This window comes from Nocardia noduli (genome assembly GCF_019038455.1).
Taxonomy (GTDB): Bacteria; Actinomycetota; Actinomycetes; order Mycobacteriales; family Mycobacteriaceae; genus Nocardia; species Nocardia noduli.
Genome location: NZ_JAFMPL010000040.1, coordinates 14,104 through 39,507, shown reverse-complemented (window position 1 = coordinate 39,507; position 25,404 = coordinate 14,104). Strand labels below are relative to the sequence as shown.

General features: G+C 68.0%; 29 protein-coding genes and 1 pseudogene. 14 read left to right on the top strand and 16 right to left on the bottom strand.

Annotation, left to right across the window (positions count from 1 at the left end; genetic code table 11):
* Position 1 precedes the first annotated feature (1 nt).
* The 6 genes from JZ792_RS21565 to JZ792_RS21540 all read left to right on the top strand — a co-directional run bounded on the left by JZ792_RS21565 (position 2) and on the right by JZ792_RS21540 (position 5,100).
* Complete coding sequence (locus tag JZ792_RS21565) at positions 2-475, top strand: DUF3237 domain-containing protein (RefSeq protein ID WP_216912685.1); 474 nt, start codon at positions 2-4, stop codon at positions 473-475.
* Positions 476-481: 6 nt separating this feature from the next.
* Entirely contained in the window at positions 482-1,270 is a 789-nt protein-coding gene (locus JZ792_RS21560) for an ABC transporter ATP-binding protein (RefSeq protein WP_216912683.1), read from the top strand.
* Positions 1,271-1,273: 3 nt separating this feature from the next.
* On the top strand, positions 1,274-2,011 hold the full coding sequence (locus JZ792_RS21555; RefSeq protein ID WP_216912681.1) for an ABC transporter permease: 738 nt from the start codon (positions 1,274-1,276) through the stop codon (positions 2,009-2,011).
* A 29-nt stretch (positions 2,012-2,040) separates the two neighbouring features.
* Positions 2,041-3,033 carry a DUF1702 family protein gene (locus tag JZ792_RS21550; RefSeq protein ID WP_216912679.1) on the top strand — a complete coding sequence of 331 codons (993 nt, stop codon included), beginning with the start codon at positions 2,041-2,043 and terminating at the stop codon, positions 3,031-3,033.
* A complete protein-coding gene (locus JZ792_RS21545; RefSeq protein ID WP_216912677.1) occupies positions 3,030-4,463 on the top strand; it encodes an ABC1 kinase family protein in 1,434 nt (477 codons plus the stop codon). Before JZ792_RS21550 ends, JZ792_RS21545 begins: the two co-directional genes overlap by 4 nt.
* 265 nt (positions 4,464-4,728) lie before the next feature.
* Entirely contained in the window at positions 4,729-5,100 is a 372-nt protein-coding gene (locus JZ792_RS21540) for a hypothetical protein (protein WP_216912675.1), read from the top strand.
* On the opposite strand, the gene JZ792_RS21535 is transcribed toward JZ792_RS21540, so the two are convergent.
* The 4 genes and pseudogenes from JZ792_RS21535 to JZ792_RS42120 form a co-directional block, all read right to left on the bottom strand.
* Positions 5,057-5,419, bottom strand: coding sequence for a cupin domain-containing protein (locus JZ792_RS21535; protein WP_216912673.1), 363 nt, complete (start codon positions 5,417-5,419; stop codon positions 5,057-5,059). The genes JZ792_RS21540 and JZ792_RS21535 overlap by 44 nt on opposite strands.
* Before the next feature lie 133 nt (positions 5,420-5,552).
* A complete protein-coding gene (locus JZ792_RS21530; RefSeq protein ID WP_216912671.1) occupies positions 5,553-5,981 on the bottom strand; it encodes a phospholipase A2 in 429 nt (142 codons plus the stop codon).
* 80 nt (positions 5,982-6,061) lie between these two features.
* A complete protein-coding gene (locus tag JZ792_RS42125; protein WP_254190151.1) occupies positions 6,062-6,586 on the bottom strand; it encodes a SulP family inorganic anion transporter in 525 nt (174 codons plus the stop codon).
* 118 nt (positions 6,587-6,704) lie between these two features.
* Positions 6,705-7,646: pseudogene (locus JZ792_RS42120) on the bottom strand (SulP family inorganic anion transporter); the annotation flags it as partial.
* A 341-nt stretch (positions 7,647-7,987) separates the two neighbouring features.
* On the opposite strand from JZ792_RS42120, the gene JZ792_RS21520 reads away from it, so the two are divergent.
* A complete protein-coding gene (locus JZ792_RS21520; RefSeq protein WP_308165392.1) occupies positions 7,988-8,701 on the top strand; it encodes a class I SAM-dependent methyltransferase in 714 nt (237 codons plus the stop codon).
* 19 nt (positions 8,702-8,720) lie between these two features.
* Here JZ792_RS21520 and JZ792_RS21515 read toward each other — a convergent pair whose 3' ends face one another.
* From JZ792_RS21515 to JZ792_RS21500, 4 genes are all read right to left on the bottom strand, one after another.
* Complete coding sequence (locus tag JZ792_RS21515) at positions 8,721-10,100, bottom strand: flavin monoamine oxidase family protein (protein ID WP_216912669.1); 1,380 nt, start codon at positions 10,098-10,100, stop codon at positions 8,721-8,723.
* A 155-nt stretch (positions 10,101-10,255) separates the two neighbouring features.
* Positions 10,256-10,828: a TetR/AcrR family transcriptional regulator gene (locus tag JZ792_RS21510; protein WP_216912667.1), complete on the bottom strand. Its 573-nt coding sequence runs from the start codon at positions 10,826-10,828 to the stop codon at positions 10,256-10,258.
* Between the two features lie 4 nt (positions 10,829-10,832).
* Entirely contained in the window at positions 10,833-12,284 is a 1,452-nt protein-coding gene (locus JZ792_RS21505; protein ID WP_216912665.1) for an MFS transporter, read from the bottom strand.
* A gap of 129 nt (positions 12,285-12,413) precedes the next feature.
* Positions 12,414-13,190 carry a PaaI family thioesterase gene (locus tag JZ792_RS21500; protein WP_308165391.1) on the bottom strand — a complete coding sequence of 259 codons (777 nt, stop codon included), beginning with the start codon at positions 13,188-13,190 and terminating at the stop codon, positions 12,414-12,416.
* A 245-nt stretch (positions 13,191-13,435) separates the two neighbouring features.
* Between JZ792_RS21500 and JZ792_RS21495 the strand changes: the two genes are divergently transcribed.
* Both JZ792_RS21495 and JZ792_RS21490 read left to right on the top strand, forming a co-directional pair.
* Positions 13,436-13,855, top strand: a complete 420-nt coding sequence (locus tag JZ792_RS21495; protein ID WP_216912661.1) for a YciI family protein — start codon at positions 13,436-13,438, stop codon at positions 13,853-13,855.
* Between the two features lie 15 nt (positions 13,856-13,870).
* Positions 13,871-15,157 carry an RNA polymerase sigma factor gene (locus tag JZ792_RS21490; RefSeq protein ID WP_216912659.1) on the top strand — a complete coding sequence of 429 codons (1,287 nt, stop codon included), beginning with the start codon at positions 13,871-13,873 and terminating at the stop codon, positions 15,155-15,157.
* 31 nt (positions 15,158-15,188) lie between these two features.
* On the opposite strand, the gene JZ792_RS21485 is transcribed toward JZ792_RS21490, so the two are convergent.
* The 4 genes from JZ792_RS21485 to JZ792_RS21470 all read right to left on the bottom strand — a co-directional run bounded on the left by JZ792_RS21485 (position 15,189) and on the right by JZ792_RS21470 (position 17,082).
* Positions 15,189-15,356: a hypothetical protein gene (locus JZ792_RS21485; protein WP_216912651.1), complete on the bottom strand. Its 168-nt coding sequence runs from the start codon at positions 15,354-15,356 to the stop codon at positions 15,189-15,191.
* A 96-nt stretch (positions 15,357-15,452) separates the two neighbouring features.
* Positions 15,453-15,953 (bottom strand): L,D-transpeptidase, encoded by a 501-nt coding sequence (locus JZ792_RS21480; RefSeq protein WP_216912649.1) that lies wholly within the window; start codon positions 15,951-15,953, stop codon positions 15,453-15,455.
* A gap of 40 nt (positions 15,954-15,993) precedes the next feature.
* Entirely contained in the window at positions 15,994-16,344 is a 351-nt protein-coding gene (locus JZ792_RS21475) for a cupredoxin domain-containing protein (protein ID WP_216912647.1), read from the bottom strand.
* 219 nt (positions 16,345-16,563) lie between these two features.
* Complete coding sequence (locus JZ792_RS21470) at positions 16,564-17,082, bottom strand: L,D-transpeptidase (protein ID WP_216912646.1); 519 nt, start codon at positions 17,080-17,082, stop codon at positions 16,564-16,566.
* Between the two features lie 276 nt (positions 17,083-17,358).
* On the opposite strand from JZ792_RS21470, the gene JZ792_RS21465 reads away from it, so the two are divergent.
* Positions 17,359-17,541 (top strand): hypothetical protein, encoded by a 183-nt coding sequence (locus JZ792_RS21465; protein WP_109528206.1) that lies wholly within the window; start codon positions 17,359-17,361, stop codon positions 17,539-17,541.
* Positions 17,542-17,584: 43 nt separating this feature from the next.
* Here the strand turns inward: JZ792_RS21465 and JZ792_RS21460 are convergent, their stop codons facing one another.
* Positions 17,585-17,866: a GNAT family N-acetyltransferase gene (locus JZ792_RS21460; protein ID WP_216912644.1), complete on the bottom strand. Its 282-nt coding sequence runs from the start codon at positions 17,864-17,866 to the stop codon at positions 17,585-17,587.
* A 347-nt stretch (positions 17,867-18,213) separates the two neighbouring features.
* Between JZ792_RS21460 and JZ792_RS21455 the strand changes: the two genes are divergently transcribed.
* Positions 18,214-19,536: a serine hydrolase domain-containing protein gene (locus JZ792_RS21455; RefSeq protein ID WP_308165389.1), complete on the top strand. Its 1,323-nt coding sequence runs from the start codon at positions 18,214-18,216 to the stop codon at positions 19,534-19,536.
* A gap of 34 nt (positions 19,537-19,570) precedes the next feature.
* On the opposite strand, the gene JZ792_RS21450 is transcribed toward JZ792_RS21455, so the two are convergent.
* A complete protein-coding gene (locus tag JZ792_RS21450) occupies positions 19,571-19,999 on the bottom strand; it encodes a MarR family winged helix-turn-helix transcriptional regulator (protein ID WP_216912643.1) in 429 nt (142 codons plus the stop codon).
* Positions 20,000-20,079: 80 nt separating this feature from the next.
* Between JZ792_RS21450 and JZ792_RS21445 the strand changes: the two genes are divergently transcribed.
* Entirely contained in the window at positions 20,080-20,604 is a 525-nt protein-coding gene (locus JZ792_RS21445; RefSeq protein WP_216912642.1) for a YbhB/YbcL family Raf kinase inhibitor-like protein, read from the top strand.
* A 26-nt stretch (positions 20,605-20,630) separates the two neighbouring features.
* Here the strand turns inward: JZ792_RS21445 and JZ792_RS21440 are convergent, their stop codons facing one another.
* A complete protein-coding gene (locus tag JZ792_RS21440; protein WP_216912641.1) occupies positions 20,631-21,584 on the bottom strand; it encodes a DNA polymerase domain-containing protein in 954 nt (317 codons plus the stop codon).
* Positions 21,585-21,860: 276 nt separating this feature from the next.
* Between JZ792_RS21440 and JZ792_RS21435 the strand changes: the two genes are divergently transcribed.
* Both JZ792_RS21435 and JZ792_RS21430 read left to right on the top strand, forming a co-directional pair.
* On the top strand, positions 21,861-23,345 hold the full coding sequence (locus JZ792_RS21435; RefSeq protein ID WP_308165388.1) for a carboxylesterase/lipase family protein: 1,485 nt from the start codon (positions 21,861-21,863) through the stop codon (positions 23,343-23,345).
* A gap of 465 nt (positions 23,346-23,810) precedes the next feature.
* Entirely contained in the window at positions 23,811-24,299 is a 489-nt protein-coding gene (locus JZ792_RS21430; protein ID WP_308165387.1) for a DUF8176 domain-containing protein, read from the top strand.
* A 24-nt stretch (positions 24,300-24,323) separates the two neighbouring features.
* On the opposite strand, the gene JZ792_RS21425 is transcribed toward JZ792_RS21430, so the two are convergent.
* On the bottom strand, positions 24,324-25,262 hold the full coding sequence (locus JZ792_RS21425) for an SMP-30/gluconolactonase/LRE family protein (RefSeq protein WP_216912640.1): 939 nt from the start codon (positions 25,260-25,262) through the stop codon (positions 24,324-24,326).
* Positions 25,263-25,404: the final 142 nt, after the last annotated feature.

Here is a 25,404-nt window from a genome sequence, read left to right as displayed (position 1 = left end):
TATGGACCTGACTCTCATCGGCACCGTCACCGCGAATCTCAAGCCGCCCATCATGATCGGACCCGGCCCCTACGGTGTGCGGATGTTCGTCGAGATCCTCGACGGCGTCCTCGAGGGCGCGCCCGGGGTGGCGGCCGTCGAGGCCATCACCGGCAAGGTGCTCTCCGGTGGCGGCGATTGGGCGCTGATCGGCGCCGACGGCTATGTGCGGTTGGACGTCCGGGTGCAATTCCAGACTTCCGACGGCGCCGCCATCTACGCGTCGTTCCCGGGCCTGATCGAGATGAACGACAAGGTGCAGCGCGCGTTCACCGAGGGCACCGGGACGGAATTCGACGATCAGTACTTCCGGGTGACCCCGCAGTTGGAGACCGGCGATTCGGCGCTGTCCTGGGTCAATCACACGGCCTTCCTCGGCGCGGGGCGCTTCATCGACGGATTCGGGTTGCAGTACAACATGTACCGGGTGGGCTGACCGATCGTGACAGCAGTGAGGACAGACGCGGTCGTGGTCGAGGACCTCGTCGTCGACCGCGGTCGCAGACCGGTATTGAAAGGTCTGTCGTTCACCGTGCCCGCGGGCACGGTGACCGGGCTGCTCGGGCCGAGCGGTTGCGGGAAGACCACGCTGATCAGGTCCGTGGTCGGCGTGCAGCACATCGAATCCGGTTCCGTCACGGTGCTCGGTGAGCCGAGCGGGAGCGCCGTGCTGCGCGCCAAGATCGGCTACGTGACCCAATCGCCCTCGGTGTACAGCGATCTCACCGTCAGGCAGAACGTGCGCTATTTCGGCGCCGTGTACGGCGTGCCGCGCCGGGCCGTGGACGAGACCATCGAGAACGTCGGATTGTCCTCCCACGCACACCAATTGGTCGATCAGTTGTCCGGGGGACAGCAGGCCAGGGTGTCGCTGGCGTGCGCGCTGGTCGCCGAGCCCGAGGTGCTGGTGCTCGACGAGCCGACCGTCGGATTGGACCCGGTGCTGCGGCGTGATCTGTGGGAACATTTCCGCGCACTCGCCGCGGCGGGCACGACACTGCTGGTCTCCAGCCACGTGATGGACGAGGCCGACCGGTGCGATCGGCTGCTGCTGATGCGCGAGGGCAGGCTGCTCGCCGATCAGACTCCCGACGAACTGCGCGCGGCGACCAGCACCACGAACCTGGAAGAAGCGTTCCTGGAGTTGGTGCTCGCCACCGAGCGCGCGACGGACCCCGACGCCGCCGCGCTGGCCTCGACCTCGACGGACCCCACGGCACAGGAGGCCTGACCCATGTCGCTGCGACTCACCGGCTGGACGGCGTTGCGGGTGCTCAACCAGTTGCGTCACGATCGACGCACCATCGCGCTGATCCTGGTGGTGCCGAGTGTGTTGTTGACATTGCTGCGCTTCGTCTTCGACGATCGGCCCGACATCTTCGACCAGGTCGGCCTGCTGCTGCTCGGGATCTTCCCATTCGTGTCGATGTTCCTGATCACCAGCGTGGCGATGCTGCGCGAACGCACCACCGGCACGCTGGAGCGATTGCTGAGCATGCCGATGAACAAGCTGGATCTACTGCTCGGTTACGGCATCGCGTTCGCCGCGGTCGCCATGGTTCAGGCCACCGTCGCGGCCACCGTGGCCTACCGGTTGCTCGGATTGCAGACCCAGGGGCGAATGTCGGTGGTACTGCTGATCGTCGTGTCGACGGCGGTACTCGGTTCCTCGACCGGGCTGTTCACCAGCGCGTTCGCCCGCACCGAATTCCAGGCCCTGCAATTCGCGCCCTCGGTGATCATCCCGCAGTTGCTGCTGTGCGGACTGATCTGGCCGAGGGAGGAGATGGCCGGGGTGTTGCAGGCGGCGAGCAATGTGGTGCCGCTGCGCTACGCGGCCGAGGCGCTCGGTGAGGTCGGCACCTATCCGCTGCCGACGAATCTGCTCTGGCGCGATCTCGCCATCGTGCTGGTGTTCGGTTTCACGCTTCTCGCGCTCGGCGCGGTCACGCTGCGTCGCCGATCCCATTGACCCGCACCACGATCCGATGAGGTAGTTCGATGGTCACCGCACTCAGCATCGCGCGGCGCTTGGTCCCCGCGCCGAAGATGAACGACATGAAGTTCGTGACCCGTGGATTCCCGGTGTCGGCGAACGAGGTGAGCAGGCGGTACGAAGGTGTGTCGCGGGCCGTGCTCGAGGGTTTCGAGTACGGGGCCGACATCGCCGACCCGGACGAGGTCGCCCGCAGACTCGAATGGGTCGACCCGTTCTACCGCAGCCTGGCCTACGAAGGCGCGATCGCCGCCATGACGTTGCGGGATCTGCTCTCGCCGCGCCGGACCGGCTACGCCGAGAATTTCGTTCGAGGACACGGCGAACCGCATTCGCTGATGGCCTACGTCGGATTCGGACTCGTCATGTCGAGGGTGCCGCGATTCACCTGGCAGCGGTTCCTCCCGCGGTTCGACTCCAATCCGCTGGTCGGCTACCTGAGCTGGCTCGCGGTCGACGGTTACGCGTTCGACCGCGCGTTCTTCGATCCGCAGACCTGGATCATCGAGCGCAGGCGCGCGCCACGTCGACGGTGGGAGGGTGCGCCGGAATACTTTCCCCGTGCTTTCGACCAGGGCATCGGCCGGGCGATGTCGTTCTATCACGGCGGCGATTTCGAGGCGATCGCCTCGACGGCCAACACTTTCGAGGACGACCGGCGCGGCGATGTGTGGAGCGGTGTCGGGGCGGCGGCGGCCTACCTTGGCGGTCCGTCGCACGCCGAACTGGAGAAGCTGATCCAGGCGGCCGGTGCGTACGCGCCCGACCTCGCCGTCGGCGCGGTGATGGCGGTCAAGGCCCGCGACTACGCCGGGTACGTGCCGGACAACACCGAACTCGCGGCGCGCGTCGTCTGCGGGGGCACGGTCGCCGAGATCTCCGCGCTGGCCGACGCCGCCGCCGAGCCACCGGACGAACCGGCGGATATGCCCGACTACGAACTCTGGCGCACCCGCATCCGGGCGCGCTTCGCCGACGTCACCGTGAGGCAGGGATGAACGCCGAATCCACCCGGCTCGTGGGTGAGCAGCGGGTCCACCACGATCGGCCGGCCGCGGATTTCGTCGTCGACCGGCCGCCGCTGGAGACCTTCGGCCTCCGCGAGGCGATCCGAGTCGTCACCATCGGTCTCGTGCTCGGTGCGATGATCGCGCGCAGGCTGAGCGGGTGGTTCGTGTCGAGGCTGCGGCCCGGCGTCGAACGACCGACCCGGCGCGAAGTGCTCGCCCACGGGGTCGTCGACGGATTCGAACGGCTCGGCCCGATGTTCGTCAAACTCGGGCAGTTGATCGCGTCGTCTTCCGGGGCGTTCCCACGCGAACTGTCCGACGCGTGTCTGCGCTGCCTCGACGACGTGCGTCCCTTTCCCGCGAGCCGGGCGCGACGCATCGTCGAAGCGGATCTCGGTCGCCCGATCACCGAGGTGTTCCTCGAATTCGACGACACCCCGCTGTCGGCCGCCTCGGTCGCGCAGGTGCACGCGTGCGTACTCGCCGACGGCCGTGACGCCGTGGTCAAGGTGCAGCGCCCCGGGATCGCTCGCCGGATGATCATCGATCTGCGTTCCGCGCTCGTGCTGGCCCGACTGCTGGAGAAACGCTCCGAACCCGCCAGGATCGCCAATGCCGTCGGCGTGGTGCGCGACCTCTACGAGGTGACGGTCACCGAGTTGAACTTCCTCGTCGAAGCGCGGAACCAGAGCCGTATCCGGGAGAATCTCGGCGCCTTCGGGGACAACACCGAAGTCGTCGTCCCCGAGGTCTATTGGGAATTCTGCGGTCCGAAGACGATCTGCATGCAGCGGTTGCGCGGTGTGCCGCTGGATCGCTTCGACGTCGTCGGCGCGGCGCACGCCGACTCGGAGATGCTGATCCGGCGACTGGTGAAGGTCTGGTTGGAAGGTGTCACCGTGCACGGGCTGTTCCACGGCGACGTGCACGCGGGAAATCTGTGGCTGCTCGACGACGGCAGGTTGGCGATGCTCGACTTCGGCATCGTCGGGACCATGACCCCGCAGTGGCGCGGAATGGTGCGCGCCATGTTCTACGCCAGCGCCTTCGACGGCGACTTCACCCCCGTCGCGTCCGCACTGCGCGAACTGAACCTGTTCGCCGAGCAGAGCACCGACGATTCCGCGATCGGCAGACAGCTGGCCATCGTGCTCGGGCCCATCCTGTCCGGTGAACTCGCGCGCCTCGACCTCAAGATGATCACCTCCGCGCTGCTCGATTTCGGCAAGCGTCGCGGAGTCGCAGGCCCCGAACAACTCATCCTGATGGGCAAACAGCTCGGCTACTTCGAGCGATACGCCATCGCGCTCGCCCCCGGCTGGCAGTTGGGCAACGACCTGTACCTGCTGCGCAACGTCTTCCCCACCGAGGTCGCCGCCCGGGTCGAGCAGCACGGTATTCAGCTGCCGGACAACTGATCTCGCCTCTGCGGTTGTCGGACGATACACCGGCTGGCGGGAGCGGTGCGTGTCGCGACGTGGACCGTGTGGGATGGAACGAGGTCATATGTGACGAAGAGCGCGTTACTCTGCCGCAGACTCGATATCTCGGGTCTGCGTTCGAGAGGGCGGGGAGGGGTCGGTGGATTCGAAGGCGACGATACCGAGGTGGACGTGGGCGGTATCCGCGGTTCTGGGCTCGGGCGGGTTTCTCGCGTGGGGCATGGATGCTTTCAGTGCCTGGATGAAGTCGAACGAGGGGAAGGCGGAGGTTCCTTATCTGGATACCGGCTACACCGTCGCCGAATGGCTCAGCAGACAGTCGATACCGGAAATCGTTGTCGCACTGCTGCTCCTGGCGGGAACGTTACTGCTCATCGGTCGGTCGGTGAGCGGGTTCGCGGTTCTCGCCGTCGGTTCCGCTGCCGCGATAGTCGTACACGTGATCGGCTACCTGATAGTGCGCGACCAACTGGAACTGCTCGACGAGAAACCCGAGGGAATGCTGTTCCTGCCGAAATTGATCGTCTTCCCGCTCATCACCCTCGCGATCGCCGTCGTCGCGCCGTCGATCACCGTTTGGCGTAGTCGGCGAAACCTTGCCAGTCGATCATGACGCAGGGTTCGTCGCCGACGATCCAGGCGTCGTGTCCCGGTGGGGCGATCATGAAATCGCCGGGGCCGTATTCCTGTTTCTCGCCGTCGTCCATGACCACCACCATGTGTCCGGAGACGCAGTAGCCGATATGGGAGGACTGGCAGCTTTCGGTCTGGGCGATCGGCTTGACGTGCGTCGACCATCGCCAGCCCGGTTCGAAAACCGCTCGGCCCACCGCGCCCGCTTCGAGGTTGACGAGGTCGAGTTTGCCTTTGCCGTCCTCGAACGTGCGGGTTTCCTCGGGTGCGTCGAAATTCTTGCGTACCAAAGCAGACATGATTTCTCCTGGGAGTGCCGTCCCCCGTTTCGGATCTGATCCGCGTCGTTGTGGACCGAACAGCGATGTGATGCGCATCACATGATACTCAGTGGCGGTTGTCACCGGCAAGATCGTCGGCCGGGCCGGGAATTCAGTTGTTGTCGGGCCCGTGGAAGCCGTTGCGTCCGCCGACCCGGACCGCGGCGTAGTACGCGGTGACCTGGGCCATGCATTGGGACAGCGGTTCCAACCGGTAGACCTCGACGCAGGACTCGGTCATATCCGCTCGGAACCAGTCGTCGCACTGGAGCCTGCTCACCCAATGGGTCGGCTCGCCGTCGCGTGGGAATCCCTCGTAGCAGCCGTCGTGATGTTTGCACGCGTGATTGAAGGCGGGCTCCTGGGGAATGTTCAGCGGCATCGAACACGCCAGTTCGTCGGAAGGGTGCGCTTTCCACGCGTGTGGTCCGTCGTTCGACGGAAGCGCGCTACCCCCGGTCGTATGCGCCGCGGCGTGCGCAGTCGGCAGCAAACAGGTCAGCATCGCGGCCGGAATCACCAGCAGTCCCACACGCCTCATCGGTCCTCGCCTTCGCGCCCGGGTGGTCGACATCGATATCGAGGGCCACATCCGAGTGACCGATCCTATCCCCGCGATCTTCACCGCTCGCTGTCCGGCCGATCGTGTTCCCGGTGCGCCCGGACCCTGGCCTGCGCGTACGCGGCGAGGGTCGATTCGCCGACGGTCGGTGTGGCGGGGTAGAACTCGATCCGCACGCCGTGCGCGGCGAGCAGTTCGTCGGTCCAGAAGTCGCGGATCCGTGGGTCGACCCCGCTCAGGTGCAGTTCCCCGCCGACGGCGTCGAGGCGGCGCGCGTAGTCCGCGATCACCGTGAAGAAGGTCGCGCTGACGGAGGTGCGGCCGCGCAGTCTGAGCACGACGATCGGCGCCGTCGCGCCTTTCGGGTCGGGCAGCCGGACCTGGAGGGTGCGTGCTCCCGCGTAGAAGAGGCTGCCGTAGACGTCGAGGATCACGATCTCGTTGTCCGACAGCGTTTTCGGTGCGTCGACCTCGATCAGCCGGTCGCCGTCGACGCGCAGGCGAACCACCCTGAGATCGATGGCCTCCTGATTGAGTTGCAGCAGCAGCGACAGGGCGACGCCGATGCCGACCGCCGCCGTCACCGGCAGGAGCAGCGTCGCCTGCGGTCGTGGCGAAGACGATCCGCGACGTGTATCCGCTGCTCCAGATGGCCCTGACCCGGGACGGTGCCAGGGAGCCGACCGAGGCGATGATCAGGACGGCGGCCAGGGTCGGCATCGGCACCTGTCCGACCAGACCGGCGAAGGCGACCAGGAGGACGAGCAGCCAGATTCCGGACCAGATCGCGGCCCAGCGGGTCCCGGCGCCCGCGGCACGGTTGAGCGCGGTCTGCCCCACCGATCCGCCGACCGGCATGCCGTGCACCAGTGACGCGGCGACGTTGCCGATGCCCTGGGCCGTGAAATCCCGGTTGGGCATCGAGCGTGAGCCGTCGGGATTCGGCGCGGCCTCGGCGACTCCCGCGCCCTGGACGAGCACGATCACCGTGACGGCCAGGGCTCCGCCGATGAGCGACGGTGTCAGCACCGTGAGGTTCGGCAGGTGGGGCTCGGGAAAGCCCGAGGGGATGGCGCCCACATCGGAGACGCGGCGGACGGTGTCCCAGCCGAAGATCAGCATGAGGGCGCTCGGTATCAGTAGGGCGCCCAGCGAGGCGAACAGCCGGACCCTGGTCTGCGCCAGACCCCATCCGATCGCCAGCGCGCTGCCGCCGACCAGCAGCGACTGCCAGCCGATCTCCCCGGGATGGGTCACCACGTACACGGCTTTGCCGAGTGCGATCGATCCGGACGCGTCCATCCCCACCAGGGCGGGGAGCTGGCCGAACACGATATTGAGCGCGATGCCGATCAGGAAGCCGGTCATCACCGAATGCGACACGAAACGCGTGTACCTGCCCAATCTCAGCACCGCCGCGAGCACCATGACGACACCGGCGAGGAAGGTCAGCAGCACCACCGCCGAGGCCCGGTCCTGCGCGGGAATATCGGTCAGGGCGGATCCGGCGGCGAGTGCGGAGGCGCTCGTCGTGGTGACCACCATGAGTCGGGTGCTGGTGGACCAGCCGCCGAAGATCCTGCCCGCCAGGCTCGCGTACAGGCCGTGGACCGGACTCACACCGGCGAGTACGCCCGATGCCATGCCGTCCGGCACGCTGCCGATAGCGCCGGGTAGTCCCGCGAGCACATCCGATCTGGTCATGCGTTCGCTGGGCAACCACGCGCCAAGTCGCTGGAGGCGAGCTCTCATGTCCCGGCGGCGGGGATGCTCGACACCGGCAATTCGTCCGCCGCGACAACGGTCGACGACGGTGCTCGGGTCGCGTCTCGACGGGCGTCCGGCGATGTCGTGGCCATCGCCCCAGTGTGCAAATCCGCGTCCGGTGTGGACCTCACCCAACGGGGGTGAAACGTGCCGATCTCGGTTCCGAGGGCTGGGGCGTACGGGTTCGCGGATGTGGGCGCGTCCGCGACAATGGTTCGGTGCCATCGAATTCTGTTCCCCGACTGCTCGACGACGCGACGCTGGAACTGTCGTCGGTGGTCGCGAACAACGCGATGAACCGCCGCCGCGGACTGTCGGGTGTCAACAGCTACGAGCGCGACCTCGGGTTCGATCCCTACGCGTATCTGGCCGATCGCCTGAGCGACAGGTCGGGCGTCACCTGGATAGATCTGTGTTGCGGTTCGGGACGAGCGATGCTCGAGGCCGAGGACCGCTTGGAGCGGGAATTTCCCGACGCCGACGTCACCCTGCTCGGCATCGATCTCGTCGACCATTTCCACGCGCCCGCGCGGACCTCGCGGCTGCGACTGATCGCTGCCTCCGCGGCCGATTGGCGACCCGACGGGCCCGCAGATCTGGTCACCTGCGTGCACGGGTTGCACTACATCGGCGACAAACTGGCCCTGCTGTCGGCGATGGCGCGGTGGACGACGCCGACCGGGTCGTTCGCCGCGCATTTCGACCCGCATTCGATCCGGAACAGCGACGGAGCATCGGCGGCACGCCGGGTATCGGCCGAATTCCGCCGTGCGGGAATGGATTACGACCGCCGACGCCATCGCGTATCGGCCCGAGGCCCGCGAACCCTGTCCTTTCCGGCCGTCTATCTGGGTGCCGACGACGCCGCGGGCCCCGGCTACACGGGTCAACCCGCCGTCGCCTCGTATTACGACTGGCGACCATCCGAATAGTGCTGGCACATAAGCATTCTCAATGTCGGGACGACTGTCCCGCGCCGACCGATTCGTATTCCACGACCTCCCGCGCCGCGCGTTCACCCGAGCGGACCGCACCGTCGACCCACCCGCACATCACGGCGGAACTCTCGGTGCCGGCCCAGTGGATACGACCGCACGGGGGCCGCAGCGCGTGGCCGAACTGCGTGAGCACCCCGGTCGGCGCGTGACTGAGCATTCCGCCGCCGGAGAAGCGTTCGGCACTCCAATCCTGTTCGACGTAATCGACAGGCCGCCGGGCCTTTTCGCCGAACCGTTCGACGAGGCCGTCGAGTATCGCCGTTCTGCGCTGGGGCGCGTCGAGACTTCCCAGCCGACGCGCGACGGGTCCCTCGGTGATGACGCACATGATTCCCGGGTTCGCGGTGTCGGTGCAGGCGTCGATGGTGATGGTCGCGGGCGCGCCGGGCGCGGCCGACTGTCCCGACAGCCCGGCGGCGCGCCAGAACGGTTCGTCGTAGACGACGGCGGTCTTGATGATCGCGCCGCTCGGCATCCGCTGATGCAGGAAGGACCGGTCGGTCGGGAGCATCGGGTCGTAGCGGATCTGACTGGCGATGGCCAGGGGGACCGCCACGATCACGCGGCGGGCGCGGACGATCGAATCGTCGGAGCGCACCGTCACGCCGTCGTCGTCCTGGCTGATCCGGCGCACGGGCTGCGACAGCCGGATGGACGCGCCGAGTTCGGCGGCCATCGGCCCGGAGATCGCGCCCATGCCACCGACCGGCCGGGAGTCCTGGGCACAGCCGCCGACGCCGAGTACGAAATTCGGGCCACCGCCCGAGGCCATCTGATACAGCACGAAGAGCAGCGAGACCTCGGAGGCCGCGCTGGTGTAGCAGCCCGCGATCGCGGTGTCGAGCAGTTCGTGAGCGGGTGCGGAGGCGATATTGCTGTCGAGCCACTGCGCGAGGCTGACGCGATCCCATTCCTCGGCACTGTTCGCCGTCCACGGCGTTTCGAGCGGAATCGATTTGCACATGTAGCCGAGCTCGAACAAGGCCGCGCCGAGGTTCATCGCCGCCCAGGTACTCATCGTCCACGGGACCGTGCCCCGGTAGCGGTGCTGTTTGCCGTCGACCAGCATCATGGCCTCGCCGTCGGTGTACTGCTTGTAGCTCGGTACGCCGAATTCGCTCATCAGGGCCTGGATACGGTCCTGTCCCGGCCCGACCCACGCGCCGCCGCGATCGATCCAGGATCCGTCGGGACGCGTTTCGGTGAAGGTGCGCCCGCCCACCCGATCGCGGGCTTCCAGCAATGTCACGGACCGGCCCGCCTGTGCGAGCCGCAAGGCCGCTGTCAATCCGGCGAACCCCCCACCGACTACGCAATAGTCGACGTCTGTCATGGTGCGCCGCCCTCGATGTCGAAGTGTCGCGCTGGGCTGACATGCGGCCGCGCGCGTGGTGTGCGGCGGCCCTGTCAGGAGGGTGCCGCGATTCGCCTTCGATCAGGCTGGAGCGTCGAAATACCCGGCAATTCTATAGCAATTCGCGAGTGGCGTCAGGCGCGCAGAGCGTCGAGCACCAGTTCGGAATAGCGCCGCCACTGGGCCGGATCGCGGATGTCGAGGTCGAGCAGCACCCGGGCGTAGCCGCCGACGAGGACGTGGATGTCCAGGACGGTGACATCGGGACGGAGCGCGCCCTGTCGCTGCGCGGCCGCGATCATCCTGGCGAAATGGTGCGAGGCCTGGTCGCGGTCGCTCGGTCGCTGGGTGTGGGGCAGCGTTTCGGCGAAGGAGCGATCGGCGGCCAGTTTGTCGGACAGGTCGCGCAGGAGGTCGCGCAGTGCGGCGAACGCGTCATCGGTGGCGGCGGCGCGCTCGATGCGCGCGTTCATCCAGGTGAGGTGGTGATTCGCGACGGCGGCGATCAGATCGGTCTTGGTGGGGTAGCTGCGATAGACGGTGGCCTTGCCGACCCCGGCCCGGGCGGCGACTTCCGGCACCGTGGCCTCCAGGCCCCGCTCGGCGAACACGGCGAGCGCGGCCGCGGTGACCTGCTCGTGGTTGCGGCGGGCATCGGCCCTTCGATCGGACCAGTCCTGCTGTTCGTGCGGGTGCGCTGGAGGCATGTGATCAGTGTGTCGTGCCCGCCGGGGACGCGACATTCCGGTCGACGGCGGGGGCATCGGTGTCGTCGGCGACCGGGGCGCGTCGGGCGCGCGGGATCAGCACCGCGGCGACGGCTGCGACGGTGACGCCCGCGGACGCGATCCAGAACGCCTGGCTGTAGGCGTGGTCGGTCGGGACGCGCTGCCCCGCCGTCATGCTGGCCGCGAGCAGGGTGGTGACGATCTGCGACCCCAGCGAGGAGCCGACCGAGCGGATCAGATTGTTGACGCCGTTGCCTTGGCCGAGCATGTCCTGCGGAACGGCTTCCATGATGAGGTTCGGCACCGCGGCCATACCCATGCCGATACCGCCGAGCACCACCATCGACCAGACCAGTACCGAGGTCTGGGTGCCGTGTGCCACGGCCAGCGCCGCGAGGCCGCCCGCCGCGATCAGCGCGCCGCCGGTCAGCGGGACCTTCGGGCCGAGGAAGGTGGTCAGCCGTCCGGACAGGCCGCCCGCGACCAGCATCGTCAGGCAGGCGGGCAGCAGGAGCAGGCCCGCGCCGGTGGCGTTCATACCGAAGCCGTAGCCGACGGCCTCCGGGGTCTGGGCGAGTTGCGGAATGAGCATGAACGCGCCGAACATGCCGAAGCCGAACAGCAGGGTCGTGATGTTGGTGCCGAGGACAGCGTGGCGGCCCAGGACGCGCATATCCACCAGCGGATCGGTCGTGCGGCGCTCGACGAAGACGAAGACGACCAGCACGATCAGTCCGAAGGCGATGAGGCCGAGTGTGCGTTCGTCACCCCAGCCCCAGGTCGAGGTGCGGGTCAGCGCGAACAACGGTGCGACGAGGCCGACGGCGAGCAGGGCGACGCCGACGAAGTCCAGACGTGCTCGCGCGCCGCCGGTGTCGGAGGGCAGTCGGAGCGCGCCGAACGCGGCGATGACGGCCATCACGGCGCCGATCCAGAAGATCCAATGCCAGGACGCGTGGTCGAGCAGGAGTCCGCCCATCAGCAGGCCCGCGCCCGCGCCGATACCGGCGATGGCCGATACCAGGCCGAGGGCGACCGGTCGGCGGTCGGGATCGAACCAGTCGCCGATGAGTCCGAGGCACAGCGGAATGATGCCGCCGCCCGCGCCCTGGAGCACGCGCGCGGCGACCAGGATCCAGATGCTGGGTGCGAGCGCGGCGGCCACGCTGCCCAGCGCGAACAGCGCGAGCACGATGACCAGCATGCGGCGTTTGCCGTACATGTCACCGAGGCGCCCGAGGACCGGCGTCAGCACCGCCGCCGCGAGCAGATAGCCGCTCATCACCCAGGACACATCGGTCACCGAGGCGTTCAGGGATTCGGCCAGTGCTCCCATCCCGGGAACGACCGCGGTCTGAGCGATCGAGAACGCGGCGGTCGCGAGCACCAGCACCGGCATGCTCGCGGCGCCCGACGCCTGCTTGATCTTGTTCATCGGTCTCCACCTATTTCGCAGACACATGGAAGTGGACCCTCGGGTCCGCTTATGCACCTTACGATAAGTGGACTTCGGGGTCCACTTCAAGCGGAGGTGGTGACCGCGATGGTGACCGGCGTCGACGGCTCAGCGGCCGAAGGTGCGGGCGGTGGCCAGGGTGGTGAGACGGTTGTCGTTGCCGGTGTCGCGCAGTTCCACCCGGCCGAGACCCTCGTGCAGGCGGGCCGAGGCGATGACCGGGCCGACCCTGGCGCCGAGGAGATAGCGCAGGCCCAGGAAGCTGAGGGTTTCGCCGGGGGCGAGGGAGAGCACGGCTTCCTCGGCGGCCAGGGCGATGAGTCCGCCGTTGATCGTGTCGGAGGCGTTCAATGCCTCGATCGAATGCGGCAGCAGCACCGTTCCCGGGCTGACGCGTTCGCAGCGGGCTCGCTCGGCCAGTGGTACGGGGAGCCGGTCCGGCGTCGGCGGCAGTTCGATGCTCAGTTTCGGCGGCAGATGGACATCCGGGTTCGGGGCGACCATGAAGGACGCGGCCCCGACGGCGATCGGTGCACCGTCGACGGTGAATTCGAATTCGGCGACGAAAACCGAGCGGCCGACCTTGACGACCTTGCCGACGGCGTGCACCGTGCCCGCGCTGGGCGCGGGGCGATACAGGTTGACGTCGAGTTCGAGCGTCACCGGGACGCGCGGGCCCATCACCAGCGAGGCCAGCAGGCCCGCGACGATATCGGCCCAGGTCGCCAGTACCGAGGTGCGCAGGACATTCGTGCCGGGCACATGCATCTCGGGGGTGATCTCCGCGGTGCCGTGGAGTTCGTCGCCCACCCGTCGGGTCACGAAAGCCAGTTCGCGGATGATCTGTCCGCGTTGCCTGTCCAGGCTGCTCGGCACGCTCGTCACGGTGTCTCCTCTTGGTCGGGCGCGCACGCGGGGGGCGACCTGTGTGACCGCATGCTGTGATAATGGCATTCTCCTTATTGAGAACCTACGTTCCAAAGTTAGCACTACCTAACCCGCTTCGGGGCGATCCGGCCGGGTGACGGCGAACACAAGAAATTTCGCCAGGAGTGTCGATCCGGCGCCTCTCCCGTTCGACCCAGGTATGAGAGGGTCCGAAAGGGATCCGGACAACCAGGGAGAGAACCATGAAATTCATGCTGGTGATGCGCGCGACCGACGAAGGCTACGCACGGATGGCGAATACGGACTTCAACGAGATGCTCGAGACGATGGGCCGGTTCAACGACGAACTGATCCGTGCCGGAGTGCTCGTGGCGGCCGAGGGGCTCGATGATCCCGCCGAGGGCGTGGTCGTGGACTACTCCTCGGAGACGCCGGTGGTGACCGACGGCCCCTACGGCGAGGCCAAGGAGTTGTTCGGGGGGTTCTACATCCTCGAGGTGGCATCCAAGGAAGAGGCCGTCGAATGGGCCAAGCGCATTCCGGGTGCCGGTGCCGGTTACAAGACCGAGATCCGTCGCGTGCCGTCGATCGATGAATTCCCGCAGGACAACATCTGGATCCAGAAAGAGCGGGCCTGGCGCGAGGCCACCGGCCAACTCTGAGCGGAGGTCCGGGGAATGGGCGAGCCGACCGGCCGCGAGGCGGTCGCCGCCGTGTGGCGAATCGAATCGGCGCGGATCGTCGGTGCGCTGGCCCGCTACACCGGCGATTTCGCACTGGCCGAGGACCTCGCGCAGGAGGCGCTGGCGGAGGCGCTGGTGACCTGGCCGCGGGAGGGGACGCCGCGCAATCCCTCGGGCTGGCTGCTCACCGTCGGCCGTCGCCGCGCGATCGACGCCTTCCGCCGCCGTTCCGCGCTCGACGACAGATACGCCGCTCTCGCCCGTGATCTGGGCGAGGGCGGCGTCCTCGCGGGCAGCGACCCCGTGCCGCCGGACCGGTCCGGCGACGAGGTGCTGTGGGATCCGGACCAGATCGATGACGACGTCCTCGCCCTGATGTTCATCTCCTGCCATCCCGTGCTCTCGCGCGAGGCGCGGGTGGCGCTCACCCTGCGCGTGGTCGGCGGCCTGACCAGCGACGAGATCGCCAAGGCGTTCCTGGTCCCCACCGCGACCGTGCAGGCCAGGATCACCAGGGCGAAGAAGACGCTCGGGGCCGCTCGGGTGCCCTTCGAGGTACCCGATGCCGAGGAGCGCGCCACCCGGCTCGGTTCGGTGCTCAGCGTGGTCTATCTGATCTTCACCGAGGGTTCGTCGGCCAGTTCCGGCGGCGCGCTGATCAGGTTCGATCTGGCGGGCGAGGCGCAGCGCCTCGCCCGCGTGCTGGCCCGGTTGATGCCGAACGAACCCGAGGCGCAGGCGCTGTCGGCGCTGCTGGAATTGACCGCGGCGCGCTTTCCCGCGCGCACCGGGCCCGACGGCGAATCGGTGCTGCTCGAACAGCAGGACCGCCGCCGCTGGGATCGGGCCGCCATCGCCAGGGGCAGGGCCGCGCTCGTCCGCGCAGAGAAGGTCGGCAGGGGATTGGGCGCGTACGGTCTGCAAGCCGCGATCGCCGAATGTCACGCGGTGGCCGATTCGGTGGGTGACACGAACTGGGAGCGGATCGTCCTGCTCTACGAGGCGCTGGGACGGCTCGCGCCGTCACCGGTGGTCGACCTGAACCGCGCGGTGGCGGTCTCGATGGCCCGGGGGCCGGGCGCGGGGCTGTCGATCGTGGACGAACTCGTCGCGGGCGGGACGTTGTCGCAGTCGCATCTGCTGCCCAGCGTTCGCGGGGAGTTGCTCACCCGGCTCGGTCGAGTCGACGAGGCCCGGGTCGAATTCGAGCACGCGGTCGAATTGTGTGGGAACGAGCGTGAGCGGGTGGTCTTGCGGCGCAAACTCGCCGACCTCGGATGAGCGGGACGGCGCGGCCGCGGCGCGCGGGGGATCAGTCGGTCGCGTCGTCGTCGCGATCGGCGCGCGCCGTGCCCGACACCCGGATCACCCCGGCGTCGAGGTCGAGTTCGACACGGGGCCGATGCAGCTCGCCGTCGCCGGACCGGCTGCTCTCGTCGGTCAGCTTCTTGCCCGGCAACATCTCTCCGAAAACGCCCACCACGCCACGATAGCGCGCGCGGCGCACCGGCCCGAGGACATCCGAGGACCGGACCGAGGTATCCGGAGCCGGTCGATCAGGCCGGGACGGCGGGAATCACGGGACCACTTCGACCACGTCGCCCGGGGACAGATGGTTGTAGGTCGCTTCGGCGCCTTCGGGCGTCATCCTGATGCACCCGTGTGACTTGTGTTCGACAGGCCCGATATGAGTGGCGATATCACCGTTGAAGAACACCGCGAAATGCATGGGCGCGTGGTGCATGGTGCTCCAGTGGTAGAGCCGTTTGAACGCGACGCGGAAGACGCCGGGCGGCGTCTCGTATCCGGGCATTCCGTGCGAGATCGGGCTCGGCCCGTAGACGACCCGGCCCTCCTCCATCAGCCACGCTTCGTTGGTCGCCAGCCGCAGGCAGGCACGCGCGCTCGTGCCGCACGGCGCGACGGTGGGGATCAGCGCGGGCATTCCGGGGACGTTCGGACCGCCCGGCCACAGCGGGTCGGCCTGCGCGGGTATCGCCATCGTCAGCCCGGCCGCCGCGATGGTCGCGGCGAGTACGCGTCCGGCGGTGCGCCGGCGGGAACGAGGTGTGCTCATGGCATTCGACCTCCCTGTTCGAGGCCCGTGCCCGCGCGGTTCACTGCCGCTGTCTGATGCTGAACCAGCCCTCCATGAAGGCGTGGTAGCGGCAGTAGAACGGGTGCGAGCCGATTTCGACGGGCGCCTTGAATGTGATGGTCTGTCCGGCTTCGACCTGTTTGTCGAACAGTCCGGGGCGTCTGCTGGTGACGCTGTGCCTGACCTGGTCGTGGTTGACCACGGTGACGACCGCGCCGGGAGTGATCGTGGGCAGATCGCTGTAGGTGAGATCGTCGATGGTGATGGTGACGGCGGGATTCGGCGCGGGCCCCGGCGGCGGAAGCGCTATCGGCGTGTCGTCGGAGGAATCGCACGCGGTGATCAGGGCCAGCGCGGCGATTCCGCTCATCGCGCACCCGAAGACCGAACGAACTCCGGCTCGGCGAAAAGGTAGTGGCACGACGGCCTCCTGGCGCGCGCTCCGATCCTGGAATCCCATGATAAAACCGCGACGGAATATATTCGGTCGAATTATGGGGGATATTTCATAAACTCCGTCACCGAAATCTAGGCGCACGGAAATGGCCGTGGCACAAGACGCCACGGCCGTTTCGTTACCGGATCGACGTCATTCGACGACTTCGACGATATCGCCGGGGGACAGGTGGTTGTAGGTTCTCTCGGCGCCTTCCGGCGTCATTCTGATGCAACCGTGCGACTGTTCTTCGATCGGGCCGATGTGGGTCGCGATATCACCGTTGAAGAAGACCGCCCACTTCATCGGGGCATTGTGCATCGTGCTCCAGTGATCGGCCTTCTTGAAGGCCACGTGGAATCTGCCGGGAGGTGTCTCGAAACCCGGCCTGCCGTGGGAGATCGGGGTCGGGCCGTAGGTCACCTTCCCGTCCTCCATCAGCCAGCCCTCGTTGGTGGACAGACGCAGGCAGAAGCGTGTGTCGGCCGAACACGGCGCGTAGACCGGCGCCGGTGGGGGCGGCGGGACGATCGCCGGTACGCCCGGGATGTCCGGTCCGCCCGGCCACAGCGGTTCGGCCTGCGCCGTCGCGGTGAGAGTGAATCCGGCCGCCGCGATACCGGCGACCGCGACGAATTTCGCGGCCCGTGCACGTAGATTTTTGATGCTCATTTTCAACCCCTTTTCCCGCTGACCTTGTGTCGCTTTGCGAGGGCGATGCGTCTACTACATCGCCGAGTGCAGAGGATCGTCTCGGAAAATCGACGATCGGGTGCGTATCCAAGTCGGGACAATTAGTTGCGCATCGTGTGTGGGATTTTATCCGTTGAAAGTGTCCGCCCAATTGATTTTCCGAAGAAACGAGTCGTCGACCCGGAATTCTCGATTCCCGCCCGGAACGGGCGCCGTGCCGGTATGGTTGCCGCACTGAGTTCGAGGAGGTTTCCGATGCAACGTCGCATCTCGGTACACGCGCTGTGGCGCCACATCCGCCGCGGACTGCTCCTGTACGGCGCGAGCGTCGGCGGCTCGATGTACTGCTACCAGGAGTCGGTACGCGAAGAGGCCGAGGCCAAGGCGTGGGATTGGTCGATCCCGAACCAGTGGTACGACATGGCCCACCGGGACTGAGTTCCCGGCTCCACCGGGCCCGTTCGCGGACTCGATCCGGCCGTCAGCGTTGCCGCACGGCGGTTTCGCGGCACAGCACATACGAGCGGGGCCCGGTGTCCGGCAGTTCGACCTCGGCGACGAGTTCGTAGCCGGCAGCCCGGTAGAAACCGAGGTTCGCGGGGTTGGTCGTCTCCAAGTGGGTGGGCAGTCGGTAGGTGTCGCTACAGGCGATGCCGTAGTCGAGCAGCGCCCGGCCGTGGCCTCTGCCCCGTGCCCGCGCGGTCGTGGCGATCGCCAGTAGATGCCAGTGCGGTCGCGCGGGGGCCGCCATGTACCCCGCCACGGTCGCCTCCTGCCGCCCGTCCACGGCATCGGGCGATAAACCGGCCTACCGCTTGTCTTTTGCCGCGATCGCCGCAGACTTCCCCGGTACGCGCCGTCGTCGCGGACCGGTGTAGGCGGCGTGCGGAGATCCGCTCCGGGATCGTGTACGTTTCGCTCACCGTCCACGATGCCCGGCGGGAGCAGGTCGGCCCGGTGTTCGCCTGTGCCCGTGCGCGGCGCGTTTCCCGGTCGAATCGGGGGAGACCCCCGAACCTTCGCCCAGGTAAGTGGGGGGTTCGAAACGCGTAACCGGTGATTGTTCCAGCTCGATGTCGCAGTTGACCAGCTCGACCGGCGGAGGACGTTGTGAATCATGTGGTGAGACTGGCGGTGCCGCTCTTCGCGGCCCTGCTGATACTGGGCGGGGTCGCGGGGGTCGCCACGGGCGCCCCGGACGAATTGAAGCATTGCGAGGTCAGCTCGGGCCGGGTTCCCGAGACCGCCTCGCCCGACGAGGTCGGCATCGATTCGGCGGCGCTGACGGCGGCCGTGGCCTTCGCCTCGGATCCGACGCGCAGGAATGTCCAGGTATTCCGCAACAACTGTCTCATCGCGACGGGGCCGCACAACGCCGAAACCGGTGGTGAGCCCTGGAATATGTGGAGCGTGACCAAGAGCGTGGTCGCCATGGTCGCGGGCATCGCGGTCGATCAGGGAAGGCTCGAGCTCGACGATCCGATCGGGAACCACCTGCCCGTCGGGCTCGGCGACCGGGCGCACCGGGAGATCACGGTGCGCAGTCTGCTCACCGAATCCTCCGGAATGCAGGTGGCGGTCGCGTCGGAAGGCGTCACCGGACTCGTACAACTCGATCCGAACGTGGTCGCCCAGGCCATGGCCATGCCGATCGAACATCCGCAGGGCACCGTCTGGCAGTACAGCCAGCGCGCCGTCGACCTGCTCGCCTACGTGGTCCAGCAGGCGGTCGGCGAGGATTTCCAGGCCTTCGCGCAGCGGAACCTGTTCTCCCCCCTGGGGATCGAGCAGACCGACTATCACTGGGGAAGGGACCGCAGCGGCAACACCTACGGCTATGCCCACCTGCTCCTGCCGCCCGACGATTTCGTCAAACTCGGGCTGCTCGTCCTCGGCAAGGGCACGTGGGGCGACCGGCAGGTGATCTCGGCCGAATACCTCATCCAGGCCACGACACCGACGGTGCCCAATCCGTGCTACGGATTCCTCTTCGTGGTCAACGGACCAGGCTGTGAACCGCTGTTCCCCGGCCTGCCCGCCGACGCGGTGCAGATGTCGGGCATGCTGCGCCAGGACGTCTTCATCGTGCCGAGTCTCGGCCTGGTGATCAGCTGGACGGGCGTCACCGTGCCAGGCGGCTCCGTCAGCTTCCCGCACGACGTCCTGCGCACCACGGCGGCGGCCTTCCGCGAGCCGCGACTGGCCGACCCGGGCCCGTATATTCCGCGCGAGGACATCAGCGTCATGGATCCGTCGATCTCGAATCCGACGGCTACTCTCGCGGCCTTCGGCATCGGTCCCTCCGCCTACCCGGGATGCGGCCCGGTGACCTGTCTGGGCAAACCGCTCGGATCACCGATCGCCGACTGGCCGCCCGGCTGCTTCATCCTCGGCTGTGTCGGCACCGACCCGGAGACGCCGGGAATCCACTAGTCGGTCGACGGACCCGGCCACCCGGACGTTCCGTTCACTTGTCGCCGACGAGTTTCCCGAGAATCGCGGGAAGGCGCTTGAGGACCGTGCGCTCCTGATCGGTCAACTCCACCTGTGCGGCCCGCGCTATCCATGCCGCTCGACTCGTTCGTTCGTCGTCGAGTCGAGCGCCGCCCGCCACCGACAGGGCCACGATGACGCGCCTCTTGTCGCCGGTATCCGCCGCGAGGTCCACCAATCCCTGGTCCGCCAGCAGCCGCACCGTTCGAGCCATCGTCTGGTGGCGCACGCGTTCGCGCTCCGCCAGTGCCACGATCGCCGATGGTCCATCTCTGCGCAGATGACCAAGTACCGCGGCTTGTCCCGCCGGCATCGTGTCGACGCTTCTGACGTGGCGCACGAACCTTCCGACGACGAGGCGGAGTTGCTCGGCGTCGGCCGCGGAGTAGTCGTCATCCTTCACTGGACAAACTATACAGCTTCGCTGTACTTTCAGAAATGCAGCAAGGCTGTATAAATGGACTTTCTCAGGAGGACCCGACAGTGAGCTACCACCCCTACGCGCTGACCTTTCCGGCCACCGAATTCGTATTGCGCAGTGACGATTTCGAGAACGGAGGCCCGCTCCCGACGGCCTGCTACAACACCGACGCAGGTGCCGATCGATCTCCCGCGCTGGCCTGGTCGGGCTTGCCCGACGGAACCCGCAGCTTGGTCATCACCGCCTTCGACGCCGACGCGCCGATCCCGGGCGGACTCTGGCATTGGGCGGTCAAGGACGTGCCCGCCGCCGCGGGGAGCATCGAAGGCGGCGCCGGAGCGAGCGGCGGGACCGCTCTGCCCGTCGGCGCCGTCACGCTGACCAATGACCTCGGGCAAGTGGCGTACTCCGGGGTGGCGCCGCCGCCCGGCACCGGCACCCATCGCCTGTTCGTCTGCGCGACGGCCCTCTCGGTGGAACGTCTGGAGACACCCGACGGCGCGAGTCTCGCGATGCTCAACATTCTGATGATTCCGCACACGGTCGGTCGGGCGGTGCTCATCGGAACGAGCGACGCCCCCGCGTGACAGCCCGTGCGGGGGCTGCCGACGCGTTATTCACCCCGGCGGGCCTTCGCACGTCGCTTGCCTTCGTGCATGGCCTGGACCCGAGCCACCGGAATCGTGTGACCCTCCTCGATCAGGTCGAGCGGAAGACGCTGTGGTGCGGGCAATTCCGATTGCCACGGATCGGAATCGCCGAGTAGGTCCGGCACGGTTCTCACGGTGAAATCGGACGGTGTCACATCGTCGAGGTCGGCCCAGCGCAGCGGGAACGAGACGGTGACACCGGGACGGATGCGTGGGCTGTAGGCCGCGGCCACGGTGGCGCCGCCCGAGCGCGTGGCGTCGAGGAAGACTTTGCCGTGGCGGTCTTCGCGGATGAACGCGGTGGTGCCGATCGCCGGATCGATCCGCTCTGCTCGCGCCGCCACCGCACGTGTGGCGGCGGCAGCGTCCTCGACAGCGATTCCGGGTACTACCGGCACGAAGACGTGTAATCCCTTGGAGCCGCTCGTCTTCACCGCCCCCGTCAGTCCGTCGGCGGCCAGTGCTCGCTGGATGAGCCGAGCGCCCGCGACCGCGTCGGCGAAGGTCTGTCCCGGTGAGGGATCGAGGTCGAGCACGAGGTGTGTGGGTTCGGGTGCGGATTCGGCGAGGAACAGGGTCGGGTGGAATTCCACCGCTCGCTGGTTACCGAACCAGATCAGCGTCCGCAGGTCGTCACAGAGCGCGTAGGTGATCTCCCGCCGGGAACTCTCCGCCCACACGGTCGTCCGCGACACCCACTCCGGGGTGTACTTCGGGAGATTCTTCTGTGTGAACGGCGCCTGTCCCGGCCGCACCCGCACCACCGACAACGGACGGCCCCGCACCACCCGCAGCAACCGTTCCCCGGCGAACTCCAGATAGTCGAGAAGATCCCGCTTGGTCGCCTCGGCCCCGTCGAACAACGGCTGGTCGAGATTGGACAGTTCGACCTCGTGACGCCGTTCGGCTCCTGCCATCGCTCCACCATCCCCCGCTACCGCGCGGCAGTCAATCACGCGCCGATACGCGGGTTCGCCGCGTGCTCGATCAGGGCGCGGCGCTGCTCGGCCATGATCGCCGACGCGCGCGAAGGCCACACCATCCCGGCCGCCCGGGGCCGGGCCGTGCACGAGGGCAAGCGTCGTGCGCGAGCCCGCCGTTCCGACCGAGAATCGTCGCGATCGGCCGATTTCGCCGCGCGAACCCGTGAACCTGTGGACGCTGGGAAGCGGCCGACGGAACAGGAGTGGAATGTGGAACCGATCGTCACGGTGACAGGGGGCAGGGTCCGGGGTAGGGAGGTCGACGGGATCAGCGCGTTCCTCGGGGTGCCCTACGCGGCCGCGGCGGTGGGCGAAAGGCGTTTCGGGCGACCCGAACCCGTCGAGCCGTGGGACGGCGTGCGCGACGCGAGCGCACTCGGAGCGACCTGTGTGCAGGCGCCCTACCCGCCCGCGATCGAGGCGATCCTCGGCACCTACACCGTGCCCGGCGCGGAATATCTGAACGTGAACGTGTGGACTCCGGATCCGGGTGGCGCGGGTCTGCCGGTCATGGTGTGGATTCACGGCGGCGCGTTCGTCCACGGATCCAATGCCGTCCCCGTGTACGACGGTGCGGCTTTCGCCAGGGACGGCGTGGTGCTGGTCGCGCTGAACTACCGTCTCGGCGCTTCGGGGTTCGCCGTGCTGGACGGTGCGCCGCCGAATCGGGGGCTGTGGGACCAGTTGGCGGCGCTGGCCTGGGTGCGGGAGAACATCCGGGCATTCGGCGGAGACCCGGACAATGTCACGGTCTTCGGCGAATCGGCGGGCGGCATGAGTGTCGCGTCGTTGCTCGCTTCCCCCGTTGCCCGTGGACTTTTCGCGCGGGCGATCATGCAGAGCGGAAACGGCGGGGTGGTGGCCACCCTCGAGGACGCGCGACTGCTCGGCAGAGCCCTGGCGGACAAGTTGGGACTTCCCGCGACGGCGGAAGCCTTTGCGGCGGTGGCACCCTCGGCATTGTTGGCCGCGCAGGAGGCGATCGCCGCCGAGATCGGTCGCGTTCCCGATCCGGCGCGCTGGGGAGCGTCGGTGCTCGCGCGCGGCTCGGGCATCATGAGTTTCTTTCCGACACTGGACGGCGAACTGCTCACCGAGGAGCCCGCCGTCGCCATCGCCGCCGGTTCCGCGCGCGGTGTCCCGCTGCTCGCCGGGTGCACGGCCGAGGAATTCCGGCTGTTCACCGTGCCGACCGGTCTGGCCGCCGCGATCACCATGGACTCACTACCGTTCGCCCTCGGGCGATTCGGCGTCGATGCCTCGGTGATCGGAACCTACGCGGCGAACCGACCCGACGCGACCGGCGGCGACCTGTTGGCCGCGATCGTCACCGACGCGGTGTTCCGTGGCCCGACCAGGGAGATCGTGCTCGCGCATGCGGCGACGGGAACACCGGCCCACCTGTACGAATTCGCCTGGCGACGCGCCGAACTCGGTGCGATCCACGCCTTGGAGGTCCCGTTCGTCTTCGACACGCTCGCGGCCGGGCCACGGCTGACCGGTCCGAATCCGCCCCAGCGTCTCGCCGACGAGATCCACGCGGCGTGGATCGCGTTCGCCACCAACGGCGATCCGGGCTGGCCCCGCTATGTCGACGGCGAACAGGTGATGGTCTTCGACGACCCGGTCTCCGGTCCGGTCGCGGATCCGCGACCGGACGAACGTGCCGTCTCCGCGTCCGCCGCGACGAGATGACCTCGCGCGACGGCAGATCCCCGCGACCGTGAGATCCGGCGCGACTCGCGACACCGCGTGGCCGTCGGATTCGGAATCCGCCACGCGACGCGACGCGCGGACGGTTCGGGTTTTCGGCCCCGCGCGGTGGCCCATCGGCCATTCGCCAGCCATAATCCGATGAGGTATGCAATGTTGTTAGAGCTCAACAGCATTGAGACGGTAACCCGAGGTCGCCGTGAAGGCGCCGGTAAAGGGGGGTGCGGCGGAGTCATGAGGTCGTCGAACACGTCCGATCCCACGCGCGGTGGCGGTTCCCGGACCGCCACCGGCCGGGGGCGGTCCGCCGCGGTTCCGCTGTGGCCGGGAATGATTCCGGATTCGGGCGAGCTACCGCGGCCGTTGCCGCCGCCGCGCACGCTCGCTCCCTCTCGCGCACGGGCCCGCCGCCCGCCGCCGCGCCGCCGTCGCGGACGATCGTGGCTGGTGGGGTCGGTGGCGCTGGGCGCTTCGCTCTCGGCGGTAGCGGTGGTGATGGTCTACTCCAGCACGGTGACCACCCCGCGTCAGGCGGCGACGGCCGCCGATCCGGTGCTCGGCGGCGGGCCGGGATGCGAGCCGACCCGGACCGAGCAGTTGGTACGTGGAAACGGTGTCGGCTCGCTCGCCAACGGTCCCGAGACCATCCTCGCTTTCCAGCACGCGTACTACGTCAGCCGGTCCGGCCCCGCGGCCCGCGCCCTGACGACCGAGGACGCCTCGGTCCCGACGGCGGAGGTCATCGGCGCGGGCATCGCCTCCATTCCGCCGGGAACCCAGCACTGCGTGCTGATCACACCGTTGGCCGACGGTCGTTTCGACGTCGTCATCACCGAATTGCGCCCCGCCGCCGTCGCCCGTACCTATCGGCAGTTCGTCACCGTCGCGTCGGGACCGAACGGTATGGCGATCACCAGGATCGCGGCGCCGTCGTGACACGCCGACCGCGGCTCTCCGGAATCAGGGGGTCGCGGTCGTCGCCCGCGGATCGAAGCCGCCGGGGATCTCGTAGATCGATCCGGTGAACGTGGCGCCGAACAACCTGCCCGCCGAGAAACCGCTGTTACCGCGCCCGTAGGTGACGACGCTGGTGAACGGATTGCCGCTCCCGAGCACGCAGTAGCGCTGCGGTGCGTCGATTCGGATGACCTGGCCGGTGGTGTTGAGCGGAACCACCGGACGATCGGCGGAATCCAGGGTCAGCCCGTCCGGCGCGCCCAGCGCGTCGCCGCCGCCGAGATCGAGCAGGGATTGCGGCGCGCCCGGGTTGTCCACCGGAATACGGCTGACGCCTGGATCGACGAATGTACGCCCCACATAGAGGAATCGGTCACCGTCGCCGAGTACCGCGCCGTTGGCGCTGGGGAACCGGGCCCAATCCGGCTGTACCACACCGTTCGGATACACCCGACCGATGAAGCTGCCGAAATCGTTGGTGGCGTAGATGATTCCGTCGGCGCCGACCGCCATGCCGTTCGCGGCGCCGAGTCCGGAGGCCACGGGCGTCGTCGCCCCGGTGTCGGTATCCATCCGGACGATCCCCGCGTGGCGCAGTGAGTCGCCGACCAGCACGCGCGCGTCGGCGCCGTAGCCGACGAGCAGTCCGCCGTCCGGCGTCCACGCCAGCGCGCCCGCGCCGCCGTTGCCGACGGCGCCGATGGGTACGGCGGGTGCGCCGGGCGCGTCGATCCGGAACACCCGTCCGGTCAGGACGTCGGTGGTGAAGGCGCGGCCGCGGTCGTCGACCGTGAGTCCTTCCAGCGCGCCGGGAACCGAGGCGGCGGGCAAGGTCGGCTGTCCCGCGCCCTGGCAGGTCGGCGCGGCCTGCGCCGGTGGTGCCGCGACCACCGACATCGCCGCGAAGACACAGGCCCCGAGGGTGATCGCCGCTCTGCTCATCCCTGCATTCCACACCGCGCGCACCGGAGCGCGGCGCGTTTCCGCGAGGGCGTGACAGATCCGGTGCATTCGGATCACGGTGGATGCACGGCATCGGCCACCGGGCAATTTCCCAGCGAAATACCTGGTCGGAAGGATTTCG